This window comes from Croceibacterium salegens (assembly GCF_009827435.1).
In the GTDB taxonomy this organism is placed as follows: Bacteria; Pseudomonadota; Alphaproteobacteria; order Sphingomonadales; family Sphingomonadaceae; genus Croceibacterium_B; species Croceibacterium_B salegens.
In genome coordinates this window covers 198,930-211,093 of sequence record NZ_WTYM01000059.1, presented here as the reverse complement: position 1 = coordinate 211,093, position 12,164 = coordinate 198,930, and the positions used below count along the sequence as shown (strand labels likewise).

General features: G+C 67.1%; 10 protein-coding genes. 8 read left to right on the top strand and 2 right to left on the bottom strand.

Annotation, left to right across the window (positions count from 1 at the left end):
* On the top strand, positions 1 to 1,095 hold a 1,095-nt coding region (locus GRI89_RS17155), incomplete at its 5' end, for a PQQ-dependent sugar dehydrogenase (RefSeq protein WP_159798182.1).
* Between the two features lie 3 nt (positions 1,096 to 1,098).
* Here the strand turns inward: GRI89_RS17155 and GRI89_RS17150 are convergent.
* A complete protein-coding gene (locus GRI89_RS17150; protein WP_159798180.1) occupies positions 1,099 to 1,893 on the bottom strand; it encodes a hypothetical protein in 795 nt (264 codons plus the stop codon).
* Positions 1,894 to 2,011: 118 nt separating this feature from the next.
* Here GRI89_RS17150 and otsB point away from each other — a divergent pair, with 118 nt between their 5' ends.
* The 3 genes from otsB to GRI89_RS17135 are packed head-to-tail and all read left to right on the top strand — an operon-like array spanning position 2,012 to position 5,956.
* Positions 2,012 to 2,755 carry a trehalose-phosphatase gene (otsB, locus tag GRI89_RS17145; protein WP_159798178.1) on the top strand — a complete coding sequence of 248 codons (744 nt, stop codon included), beginning with the start codon at positions 2,012 to 2,014 and terminating at the stop codon, positions 2,753 to 2,755.
* On the top strand, positions 2,752 to 4,554 hold the full coding sequence (locus GRI89_RS17140) for a glycoside hydrolase family 15 protein (RefSeq protein ID WP_328598326.1): 1,803 nt from the start codon (positions 2,752 to 2,754) through the stop codon (positions 4,552 to 4,554). The genes otsB and GRI89_RS17140 overlap by 4 nt, the downstream gene beginning before the upstream one ends.
* A 7-nt stretch (positions 4,555 to 4,561) precedes the next feature.
* Complete coding sequence (locus GRI89_RS17135; protein ID WP_328598325.1) at positions 4,562 to 5,956, top strand: alpha,alpha-trehalose-phosphate synthase (UDP-forming); 1,395 nt, start codon at positions 4,562 to 4,564, stop codon at positions 5,954 to 5,956.
* 3 nt (positions 5,957 to 5,959) lie between these two features.
* Here GRI89_RS17135 and GRI89_RS17130 read toward each other — a convergent pair whose 3' ends face one another.
* The gene (locus tag GRI89_RS17130) at positions 5,960 to 6,583 is read right to left on the bottom strand and encodes a TetR/AcrR family transcriptional regulator (protein WP_159798176.1); all 624 of its coding nucleotides are present in this window, start codon (positions 6,581 to 6,583) and stop codon (positions 5,960 to 5,962) included.
* 111 nt (positions 6,584 to 6,694) lie between these two features.
* On the opposite strand from GRI89_RS17130, the gene GRI89_RS17125 reads away from it, so the two are divergent.
* The 4 genes from GRI89_RS17125 to GRI89_RS17110 all read left to right on the top strand — a co-directional run bounded on the left by GRI89_RS17125 (position 6,695) and on the right by GRI89_RS17110 (position 12,125).
* A complete protein-coding gene (locus GRI89_RS17125; protein WP_235913489.1) occupies positions 6,695 to 9,073 on the top strand; it encodes a TonB-dependent receptor in 2,379 nt (792 codons plus the stop codon).
* 28 nt (positions 9,074 to 9,101) lie between these two features.
* Positions 9,102 to 9,962, top strand: a complete 861-nt coding sequence (locus GRI89_RS17120; RefSeq protein WP_159798173.1) for an alpha/beta fold hydrolase — start codon at positions 9,102 to 9,104, stop codon at positions 9,960 to 9,962.
* Positions 9,959 to 11,203: a spinster family MFS transporter gene (locus tag GRI89_RS17115; protein ID WP_159798170.1), complete on the top strand. Its 1,245-nt coding sequence runs from the start codon at positions 9,959 to 9,961 to the stop codon at positions 11,201 to 11,203. The genes GRI89_RS17120 and GRI89_RS17115 overlap by 4 nt, the downstream gene beginning before the upstream one ends.
* Before the next feature lie 397 nt (positions 11,204 to 11,600).
* Positions 11,601 to 12,125, top strand: coding sequence for a hypothetical protein (locus GRI89_RS17110; RefSeq protein ID WP_159798168.1), 525 nt, complete (start codon positions 11,601 to 11,603; stop codon positions 12,123 to 12,125).
* The last annotated feature ends 39 nt before the right edge of the window (positions 12,126 to 12,164 follow it).

Genomic DNA, 12,164 nt, shown 5'->3' with positions numbered 1-12,164 from the left:
ACGGCAACGGGCAAGATCCACGTCGAGGTCGTCGCCCGCCAGCTCTCGCGGCCGTGGGGCATTGCGTTCCTTCCCGACGGGACCACGCTGGTGACCGAGCGCGACGGGCGCCTGCGAGCGATCCGCGACGGCAAGCTCGATCCCGTGGCGGTCGCCGGCCTGCCGCCGCTCAATCCCTCGGGCATCGGCGGGCTCTACGACATCGTCCTCGACCCGAATTTCGCCGCCAACCACTTCCTCTACATGAGCTACGTCAAGCCCTCAGACGAGGACCACGACCAGACCACGCTGGCAGTCATGCGCGCCACCTGGGACGGGTCCGCGACGCTGAAGGACGTGAAGGACATCTTTGTGGCCGACGCATGGTACGGCGCGCAGCCCTGGCCGACGCGCTGCTGCGGGCAGGGCCCGGCGACCGGCAGCTGGGGCGGGCGTATCCTGTTCGGGCGCGACGGCAAGCTCTACATCACCAGCGGCGACCGCAACTACGGCGAGATGGTGCAGAAGCCCGGCAACGATTTCGGCAAGATCATGCGGATCAATCCGGACGGCTCGATCCCCAGGGACAACCCCTTCGTCGGCAAGGCGGGCTGGAAGCCGGAAATCTGGTCCACCGGCCACCGCAATCCGCTGGGCCTGACCATCAACCTGGTCGACGGAACGATGTGGGAAACCGAGTTCGGACCACGCGGCGGCGACGAGTTGAACCTGATCGAGAAGGGCAAGAACTACGGCTGGATCGATGTCACGCAAGGCTTCCACTACAATGGGGAGGAAGCGAAGGGCATCAAGAACGTGCCCGGCATGACCGACCCGGTGCTCGCCTTCGGCCCGCCCTCGCTCAACCCCGGCAACCCGGCGTTCTATTCGGGCGCGATGTTCCCCGCGTGGCAGGGCAACCTGCTGTTGCCGAGCTTCACCAAGGGCGTGCTGCGCTTCGCGATGAAGGACGGCAAGCCGTCGGGCGAACCCGAATACCTGCTCGAAGACCTCAAGCAGCGCCTCCGCGATGCCCATGTCGCGCCCGACGGATCGGTCTACATCCTGACCGACGAGACCGCCGGCGCGGTGCTGCGGATCACCGCGGGCGGATAGCGGCTACTCGGCCCAGACCTGCTCGTCGATACGGCGCTGGGCCAGCGACAGGGTCTGCGCCGCCGGGATGTTGGACTGCGTGCCGTAAAGCGTGCGCAGGAAGATCCGGTCGCTCTCCGTAAGTTCCTTCGGCGCCGCACCGGTCCCGTCGAACAGCGAGAGGATGGTGCCGCCGGGCATGGCGACGTCCATCGCGCCGTCGCCCGCCAGCGCCCGCATCGTCGCGTAGTCGGCGAGCTGGATGATATCGACCTGGGGCACCGCCGCCTTGTCGACGAGCACGGTGCCGGAGATGATGTCGCGCCGGGTCGCGGTGTAAATCTTCGAATGGGCCATCGCCATCGTCGTCTGCGGCGGGACCTCGAGGCTCTCGGCGCGATCGACGACCAGGCCGTCGCGTGTCCGCGTGACCACCCGCACAAAGCTGCGCACCGGACCCTCCTGTTCGAACAGGCGCTGCTTCTGCTCGCGGTCGAGGTTCTCGAACAGGTAGCCACGGCGCTCGCGCAATTCGTTGATGTACCTGCGTCCGTCGCTGAACACCGCGACCAGCAGGTTGGCCCGGCAGGTTTCCGGATCGGCCAGAGGAATATCCAGCGCCTCGGCGTTTTCGCGGATGCGGCCCACGACCATTTCGGCCTGGTCGCGCTGTAGACCGGAGACGCCGGGACACAAGCGGTCCTCGAAGCGCGGCAAAGGCTCGTCGCGCGCAGCGCCGCCATAGACTTCGGCGGCAGCCGGCAGTGCGGCAAGGCAGGCCGCAGCAGCGGCAAGGGTGGCGAGAATGCGGTTCGACACGTTCCTTCTCCCCATGAGAGTCGGCCCCAGAGACAGTATCTGCCTCCAGCGCGGGCGAGACAAGCCCCCCGCCCCGCGGCGTTGACGCGCACGGCCTGTGGCCTATGTCGGGCGGCGCATGAGCGACGCACCGGAACTTCCCCCGCCGCCCACGCTCGAGGCGCTGCTGGCCACCGGGCCGCACGCGCTGTTCCTCGATTTCGACGGGACGCTTGTCGACATAGCGCCGACGCCAGATGGGATCTTGGTGCCCGACCGCCTCGGCGAACGGCTCGTCGCGCTGTCCGAGAAGCTCGATGGGCGGCTGGCCGTGGTCAGCGGGCGAGCGCTCGACAACCTTGAGAAGCACTGCGGCCCGCTCTCCGTCGCCTGCGCCGGATCGCACGGCGCGGCAAGGAGGGCGGCGGACGGCACGATGCTGGGCGAGGCCGCCCTGCCCTTGCCCGCTGAAGCGATCGCCGAGGTCGCGGGCTTCGCCGCCGCAACCGGCGTGCGCCACGAAACCAAGGCCCATGGCACGGCGTTGCATTCGCGCGAGACGCCCGAACGCGAGGAGGCCTGCGCGATGTTCATGGACGAAGTGGCCGAGCGCCACGGCCTTGCAGTCAAGCGCGGCAAGCGCGTTTCCGAGCTCGTCCGGCCCGGCGCCGACAAGGGCGGCGCCGTCCGCGCGTTGATGGCCGAGGCGCCGTTTGCGGGTGCCGTGCCGGTGTTCGTCGGCGACGACGTGACCGACGAGGACGGCTTCGCGGCCTGCGTCGCGCTGGGCGGATTCGCCATCGCGGTCGGCCCGCGCCCGACAAAAAATGCCCGCTTTGGGGTTGCCGATCCTGCTGCAGTGCAGCATTGGTTGGAGCTGTGAAGGGCACAAGGCAATCCAGCCTCGAGCTTTGGCCGATAGGAAATTGCCAGGTTTCCGGCCTGATCGACGAGGCGGCGGGGCTCGTGTGGGGCTGCGTCCCCCGGGTCGACGGCGACCCGGTGTTCTGCGCGCTTCTGAAAGGCGATCGGCAGGACCGGGGCGTCTGGCGCTTCGAGCTCGAAGGGCAGGTTTCCGCCACCCAGCATTACGAGCGCAATACGCCGATCCTCGTCACCCGGCTCGAGGCGAACGACGGCAGCGCGGTCGAGATCAGCGACTTCTGCCCGCGCTTCGAGCGCTCGGGCCGGATGTACCGCCCGGTCGCCTACGTCCGCATCGTGCGGCCCGTGGCAGGATCGCCGCGGCTCAAGGTTACGCTCCAGCCGATGCGCGGTTACGGCGCAGAAGTGGCCCAGACCACCAACGGCACCAATCACATCCGCTACCTCGTCGGCGACCAGGCGATGCGCCTCTCGACCGACGCGCCGGTCGGCTACGTGCTCGAAAGCCGCACCTACCGGGTCGAGAGCGACCAGCACTTCTTCCTCGGGCCGGACGAGCCCTTCAGCGGCAACATCCGCTCCGAACTGCGGCGCATGGAAGCCAATACCCGCAAGTACTGGAAGCTCTGGGTGCGCAGCCTCGCCACGCCGTTCGAATGGCAGGACGAGGTCATGCGCTGCGCCATCACGCTCAAGCTGTGCCAGCACGAGGAGACCGGCGCGATCGTCGCCGCGCTGACCACCTCGATCCCCGAAGCCCCCGGCAGCGAGCGCAACTGGGACTACCGCTACTGCTGGATCCGCGATTCCTACTATACCGTGCAGGCCCTGAACCGGCTCGGCGCGCTCGACGTGCTGGAGAAGTACCTCGCCTACCTGCGCAACATTGTCGATGATGCGGCGGGCGGCCAGATCCAGCCGCTCTATTCGGTGATGGGCGAAGGCGAGCTCAACGAGACCACCGCCGCCCACCTCGCCGGCTATCGCGGCATGGGTCCGGTGCGCGTGGGCAATGCCGCCTACATGCAGGTCCAGCACGACTGCTACGGCCAGATCGTGCTGCCGACGGTGCAGGGCTTTCTCGACCGGCGCCTGCTGCGCATGGCCGACGAAAGGGACTTCGCCAGCCTCGAACAGGTCGGCGAAATGGCCTGGGCGATGCACGACCAGCCCGACGCCGGGCTGTGGGAGTTCCGCACCCGGCAGGAAGTGCACACCTATTCGGCCGTGATGAGCTGGGCCGCCTGCGACCGCCTCGCCACCGTCGCCCGGCACCTCGGCCGGGAAGACCGCGCCGAAGAATGGGCCGAACGCGCCGACGCGATCCGCGCGAAGATCGATACCGAGGCCTGGGTCGAAAACGGGGAAGGCGGCCATTACGGCGCCAGCTTCGAAAGCGACTATCTGGACGCCAGCCTGCTGCAGATGGTCGAACTGCGCTACCTCGCGCCGGACGATCCGCGCTTTCTGTCCACCTTCGGGCAAGTTGAACGGGCTCTGCGCCGCGGCGAACACATGCTGCGCTATGCCCAGGAGGACGACTTCGGCGCGCCGGAAACGGCATTCAACATCTGCACCTTCTGGCTGATCGACGCCCTCGCCCGCAGCGCCCGCCCGGACGAGGCGCGCGAACTGTTCGAGACCATGCTCGACCACTGCACCGCCTCGGGCCTGCTATCGGAGGACATGGACTTCGAGACCGGTGAGCTGTGGGGGAACTTCCCCCAGACCTATTCGCTGGTTGGAGTGATCAACTGCGCCGGGCTGCTGTCCCGGAGCTGGAGCACGATCCGTTGAATCAATTGTGAGCCGTCTCGTCGTCATCTCCAATCGCGTGGCCGTGCCCAAGGCGCGGGGCGCGGCGGGTGCGCAGGGCGGGCTGGCAGGGGCGCTCAATTCTGCGCTCAAGGAAACCGGCGGCCTATGGTTCGGCTGGTCGGGCGAGGAAGCGGAAGTGCCATCCCCCGAACCGACCGTGGCGGAATACGACGGGGTGACGATGGCGACCATCGACCTCGAGCCGCAGGACGTGGACGAATACTACAACGGCTACGCCAACTCGACGCTCTGGCCGCTGTTCCACTACCGCCTCGACCTGACCGAATACGAACGCGAGACCGGGCGTGGCTACGAACGCGTCAACGAGCTGTTCGCCGACAGTGCCGCCCCGCTGATCAGGCCCGACGACCTGGTCTGGGTGCACGACTATCACCTGATGCCGCTCGGCGACGGGCTTCGGCGTCGCGGCGTGAGGAACCGCATGGGCTTCTTCCTGCACATTCCCTGGCCGCCGACCCGGCTGTTCGTCTCGCTGCCCTATCACGAGCGGCTGGTGATGACGCTGCTGGCCTACGACCTGATCGGGTTCCAGTGCGACGAGTGGCTCGAGAGCTTCCTGCACTACTGCCGCAAGGAACTCGGCGCCGAGGTCGACGAGGCGAGCGGGCGGATCGACTTCGAAGGCAAGACAACGGTTGCGCGGGCCTATCCCATCGGCATCGACTTCGACCACTTCAGCGCCGAGGGCCAGACTGGAGAGGCGCGCCAGACCGAGCAACGGGTCAATTCAAGCACCCGCCACCGCACCACCATGATCGGCGTCGACCGGCTCGACTATTCGAAAGGCCTGCCCGAGCGGCTCGACGGCATCGGCCGCTTCTTCGACCGCTATCCCGAGCGGGTGAACGACCTCGTCTTCATCCAGATCGCCCCGCCCAGCCGCGAGGACATTCGCTCGTACCGGAAGATTCGCGCCGAGCTGGAACAGAAGACAGGACAGATCAACGGCGCGCGCAGCCGCATCGATCTGGTACCGATCCGCTACGTCAACCAGGGGCATTCGATGGCCGAGCTCTACGGCGCCTATCGCGCCAGCAAGATCGGTCTTGTCACCCCCTTGCGCGACGGAATGAATTTGGTGGCCAAGGAATACGTCGCCGCGCAGGATCCCAAGGACCCGGGCGTGCTGATCCTCAGCCGATTTGCCGGCGCCGCGCAGCAGCTCGGGGGAGGAGACGCGAGCGAGGGAGCAATTCTGGTCAACCCCCATAGCCCCGACGACATCGCTGCCGGCATCCGCGACGCGCTCGACATGCCGCTCGACGAGCGCAAGGCTCGTTGGCAGCCAATGTTCGAATGCGTACGCGACGAAAGCGTCCAGCGCTGGACCGCAGACTTCACCCGCGACCTGGCGGGCTAGGCCTCACTTCTTCGCAATACCCTCGCTGAGCAGCCGGCTGGCCGCGGCGGCGATATCCTCGGGCTTGTCGCCATCGCTCCAGACGGCGAAGCGCAGGCCGAGGAAGACGTTCATTCCCATGATCGCCCAGGCTTCGGCTTCGCCGAGGTCGTCGCGCAGTTCGCCCGACGCGCTGCCCTGCCTGAGGCGGGCGAGGATGCGGCTGGCGGTGGTTTCGTAATGCTGGCGGAAGCCCTTCGGATCGACGAATTCGGATTCGTCGATGATGCGGTAGATCTCCTGGTGTTCCTGCGCGAAGTGCAGAAAGGCGGCCAGCGCCGCGCGTTCCTTCTCCAGCGCCGCGGTCTCGCCAGCCAGCGCCACGGCGGCACGTGCGCCGACCTGTGCACTGAGGTCGCCGACCAGCGCGCGGAAGATCTCGTCCTTCGAATCGAAGTAGGTATAGAAGGTCCCGAGCGCGGTCCCGGCGCGGCGGGTGATCGAGCTGATCGAGCCGTCGTGAAAGCCCTTCTCGCCGAACTCGGCGGCCGCCGCGTCGAGCAGCTTGCGCATTGTCTTGCGGCCCCGTTCGGTGCGGGGCTGCTTGCCCCCTGCGGTGCTAGCGATCGGCTCAAAATTCCCTGCCATCGCACCCAGCTAACCCGGCTGACGCGCCGTGGCAAAAGATAAAAGTTGAAAGGTGGTTCAGTTTTCAATACTGAGCCCGGCAATAAGACAACCAAGTCGGGAGACGCCTGAATGAACTTCGCCGCGCTGCGGTATTCCACCGCACTCGCCCCCATCGCCGCTGTCATGGTTGCCGCGCTCGCCACCGCGCCGGCCGCCGCACAGGACGATTCGACCGCCGTCACCGAGCAGGCCGACGCCGGCAGCGAGGTGAGCGAGGGTTCGATCACGGTCACCGCCCGCCGGCGCGAAGAGCGCCTGGTCGACGTGCCGATCGCGGTTTCCAGCTTCGGCGAAGCGCAGCTCGCCGAGCGCGGCGCGCAGGACATCACCGATATCGCGCAGATGGCGCCCAACACTACGCTGGAAGCCTCGCGCGGCACCAACTCGACCCTGTCGGCCTTCATTCGCGGCATCGGCCAGCAGGACCCGGTCTCCGGCTTCGAGCAGGGCGTCGGCATCTACCTCGACGACGTCTACCTCAACCGCCCGCAGGGCGCGGTGCTCGACATCTATGACGTCGAGCGCGTCGAAGTGCTGCGTGGCCCGCAGGGCACTCTTTACGGCCGCAACACCATCGGCGGCGCGGTCAAGTACGTGACCCGCGAACTTCCCGATGAGGTCTCGGTCAAGCTCAAGGGCACGCTGGGCACCTACGACCAGGCCGACGGGGTGATCACCGCCTCGGCCCCGATCGGCGGCGACGTGCGCGTCGGCGCCTCGGTCGCGCGTCTCTCGCGCGACGGGTTCGGCAAGAACCTGACCACCGGCGACGAGAACTACAACAAGGACGTCTGGGCCGCGCGCGGCACGATCGAGGTTGGCGGCCACGGCGCTCCCTACTCGGTCCGCCTGTCGGGCGACTACACCAAGGACGATTCGAACCCGCGCGGCGGCCACCGCCTGATCCCGGGGCTGCTCTCGGGCACGCCGATGCTCAAGAACGTCTACGATTCGCAGGGCGGTCTCGACGATCCCAAGCAGAGCGTCGAAGGCTACGGCTTCGGCCTCAACGCCTCGGTCGAAGTGGCCTCGGGCATTACGCTCAAGTCGATCACCGGCTGGCGCAAGGACGACACCGAGACGCCGATCGACTTCGACGCCCTGCCGGCCGCCGACCTCGACGTACCCGGCGCCTACTACAACGAGCAGTTCAGCCAGGAATTCCAGGTCCTGTTCGACAACGGCGGACCGCTGACCGGCCTCGTCGGCGCCTACTACCTGGACGCCAAGGCCGACACGCTGTTCGACGTGCGCCTCGACACCACCTTCGCCGGCTTCACCGCCTTCACCGAAGCCGACGTCGACACCGAGACCTACGCGGTCTTCGCCGACTTCTCGTACGACCTGACCGACCAGGTCAGCCTGTCGGCCGGCGGCCGCTACACCTGGGACAAGCGGTCGGCTTCGATCCTGCGCCAGAACTACCTCGGCGGCGGTTCGCCGGTGTTCGGCGGCGCGGGCATCCCCTTCGGCACCGCGAGCACCGACTTCGACGGTTCGGCGAACTTCGACAAGTTCACCCCGCGCGTCTCGCTCAGCTACCAGCCGACGCCCGACCACAACGTCTACGCGAGCTACTCCAAGGGCTTCAAGGGCGGCGGCTTCGACCCGCGCGGCGTGGGCGTGAATGCTCCCGACCTCGACGGCGATGGCATCCGCAGCGATGCCGAGATCGCCGAGTTCCTGAGCTTCGATCCGGAGACGGTCGACAGCTACGAAGTGGGCTACAAGGGCGACCTGCTCAACGGCGCGCTCTATGTCGCTCTGGCCGGCTTCTATGCTGACTACACCGACGTGCAGATCCCCGGTTCCGAAGCCTGCAACGTTGGCGGCATCGCCACCTTCTGCGGTGTCGTCACCAACGCGGGCAAGGCCCGGTTCAAGGGCTTCGAGTTCGAGACCAACGCGCGCCTGGCGCGCGATATCGGCACCGACGGCGACCGCCTGAACTTTGCCGGTTCGCTCGGCTACATCGATGCCGACTTCAAGGAATACATCACCAATATCGCCAGCACGCCGACCGACGTCGCCGACTACCGCAAGGTGCAGAACACGCCGAAGTGGTCCGCCAGCGGAACGCTCAGCTACACCACCCCGGCCGGCGACGGCGACCTCTATGTCGGCTCGACGCTCTCGTACAAGTCGAAGACCAACCAGTTCGAGGTTCCCAACCCCTACCTCGACCAGAAGGGCTATGCCCTGGTGGACGCCAGCGTGGTCTACACCGCGCCGGGTTCGCGCTGGAGCCTCGGCCTCTACGGCAAGAACCTGACCGACAAGCAGTACAAGACCTCGGGCTACAACTTCATGGCTGCCGACCCGACGACGGGCGCGCTGATCTACGGTGCGAACGGCTACCCGCTGCCCGCGCTGGGCAAGGAAGGCGTGCTCACGGCCTATTACGGCAACCCGCGCCAGGTCTTCGTCACCGGCACCTTCCGGTTCTGACCGGGGACCGGCCGAAAGGCTACGGTGCATGACGTACAGTGACCACCGTTACCCGTCCGCCGACGGGAGGCTGCAGCTCTTCGCCCGCGATTACGGGGGCGAAGGGCCGCCGCTGCTGCTGATGCACGGATTGACCCGCAACAGTGCCGACTTCGAGCCGCTCGCGGCTCACCTCGCCCCGCGTTACCGGCTGGTCGTTCCCGACCAGCGCGGGCGCGGGTTGTCGGACAGCGATCCCGAGCCGGCGAACTATCGCCCCGACCTCTACGCACAGGACATGTTCGCCTTGCTCGGCAGCCTCGGGATCGATCGCTGCGGACTGATCGGCACGTCGATGGGCGGGCTGATGGCGATGATCATGGCCGCGATGCAGCCGGCGCGGGTGAGTGCCGTGGTGCTCAACGACATCGGCCCCGAACTCGACCCGAAGGGGCTGGCGCGCATCGCCGGCTATGTCGGCGGCAGCGACGGGTTCGCCGACTGGGACGCGGCGGCAAAGGCCTGCGCTTCCGTCAACAAGTCGGCGTTCCGCAATTTCGGCCACGACGACTGGCTGGCCTTCGCCCGGCGCACCTGCCGGGAAGGCGCCGACGGCCGGATCGAGTTTGCCTACGACCCGGCGATCTCGAAGGGCTTCGAAGGCGAAGGCGAGATCGCTCCGCCGGACCTCTGGCCGCTGTGGGACGCGCTTGGCCTGATACCGGTGCTGGCGATTCGCGGAGCGGTGTCGGACCTGCTTTCGCCTGCTACACTCAGCGCCATGGCCCTGCGACACGACGGACCCTTCGCCAGCGTGGAAGTGCTCGAACGCGGGCACGCGCCCCTGCTCGACGAGCCCGAGGCGCTGGCGTCGATCGAACACTTCCTCGGCAAGTACTGGCCGGCATGAGCGCTGCAAGCAAATCGCGCCCGGGCGTGGTGCTGGCCATGCTCATGCTGGTCTACGTCTTCAATTTCATCGACCGGCAGATCCTCTCGATCCTCGCCGCGCCGATCCAGGCCGACCTCGGCCTGACCGACGGACAGATGGGCCTGCTCGGCGGGCTCTCGTTCGCGCTGCTCTATTCGACCCTCGCGGTGCCACTGGCGGTGCTCGCCGACCGGACGAGCCGGAGCTGGGTGATTACCGTCTCGCTGGTGCTGTGGAGCGGCTTCACCGCGCTGTGCGGCATGGCGCAGGGGTTCTGGCACATCTTCCTCGCCCGGCTTGGCGTTGGTATCGGCGAGGCCGGCGGCGTCGCCCCGTCCTACGCGGTGATCGGCGACTACTTCCCGAGCGAGCGGCGCGCGATGGCGCTGTCGATCTATTCGCTGGGCATTCCCTTCGGATCGGCCGCCGGGGTGCTGGCGGGCGGATACATTGCCGCAACGGTCGACTGGCGCCTGGCCTTCCTCGCCGTGGGCCTCGCCGGCATCCTCATCGCCCTGCCCTTCAAGCTGCTGGTGCGCGACAAGGCCAAGCCGGCCGAGCGCCCCGCCACCCCCTCGCTCGGCGCGACCGCGGCGGTGCTGGCGAAGAAGCCGACGTTCTGGCTGCTCGCCTTCGGGGCCTCGTTCAGCTCGATGTGCGGATACGGCATCGCCTTCTGGCTGCCGAGCCTGCTGCAGCGCAGCTTCGGGCTCGACCTCGTCGGCGCCTCGCAGTTCTTCGGGGCGCTGCTGCTGATCGGCGGCGTCGCGGGTATCCTCGCCGGCGGCTGGCTGGGCGACAGGATGGGCACGCGCGACCGCGCCGCCTTTGCCTGGCTGCCGGGAGCCGCCTTCCTGCTCGGCGGGCCGCTGTTCGCGCTCGGCATCTCGACCTCGGACGTCACCACCTCGTTCCTGCTGCTGCTGGTGCCGCAGGCACTGGCCTACGTCTGGCTCGGCCCGGTCCTCTCCGCCGTGCAGCACCTCGTCGCAGCCCCGGCGCGTTCGATGGCCTCGGCGCTGTTCCTGCTGATCAACAACCTGATCGGCCTCGGCGCGGGCATTTACGCGCTGGGCGCCCTGTCCGACGTCCTGACGCCGATCTACGGCGCGGAGGCGCTGCGCATGTCGATGCTATTCGCCCTCTCGCTCTACGCCCTCGCCGCCGTACTCATGACTTTCGCCGGCCCCAGCCTCAGGCGCGACTGGGTTGAGGGATAGGTTGATGCAATGCATCCGGCGGCAGGCTCGCCCGGACGGGCCTCCCGCCCCGCGAAGTTTACACGACGTTCACGCCAAGAACGCCGCCCACCATCGGCGTCTTGCCATCCGCCGCCGCGACCGCAGCCTCTGCCTCGCGGAGGGCCCTCCCTTTCTTGCGTATGGCCGGATCTCCTGAATCGTCGGACCCGGCACACCATAAACTTGCCAAACGGGCAGCCTAAGGAACAAGTTGAGGGCTGTAGGAACGTTGTTTCGCTGAACAAGCAAGGCGAACGGCTTGTTAACCCTAAGAAGGTATTAGGCCCTGCTTGGGCACGTAGTGACCTCTTGGATGGGACCGACGACTATGACTACGACTTGCAAAGGAAGGCCGTTCAGTGACTGGAGCAAACTGGTGTTCGGTGCGGCATTCGCCGTTGCTGTTCCTGGTAACCAGGCATTTGCGGCGACTCCGGGCACGCTGGGCGCCACTTCGACCGGCACGGTGACGATCACCGCCTCGGTGCCGAACCGCGCCCGGATCACCGGGCTGGCGGACGTGAGCTTCCTCAACCAAGATCCGAACACGGCTGCAAACAGCGCACAGAACGTCTGTGTGTGGAGCAACACGGCGACCAAGGCCTACACAATCACTGCAACCGGGAGCGGATCTGCCAACGCGTTCACGATCACGAACGGTACCGTCACTGTACCCTATTCGGTGCAATGGGCCTCGTCGACCGGGCAAACCAGCGGCACCTCTCTGAGCACCGGTACCGCCTCCAGTTCGCTGACTTCAACCGCCACGAATCAGACTTGCGCCAGCGGTCCGACCGCCTCGGCCAGCCTGATCGTAGGTATTTCGACGACCGACCTCGGCACGATGACTGCAGGAAGCAGTTACACGGGTACGCTCACACTACTCGTGACCCCGCAGTAAGTCGGCTTCAGGGGCCGCAGCAGGGCCCGTTCCTCTTCC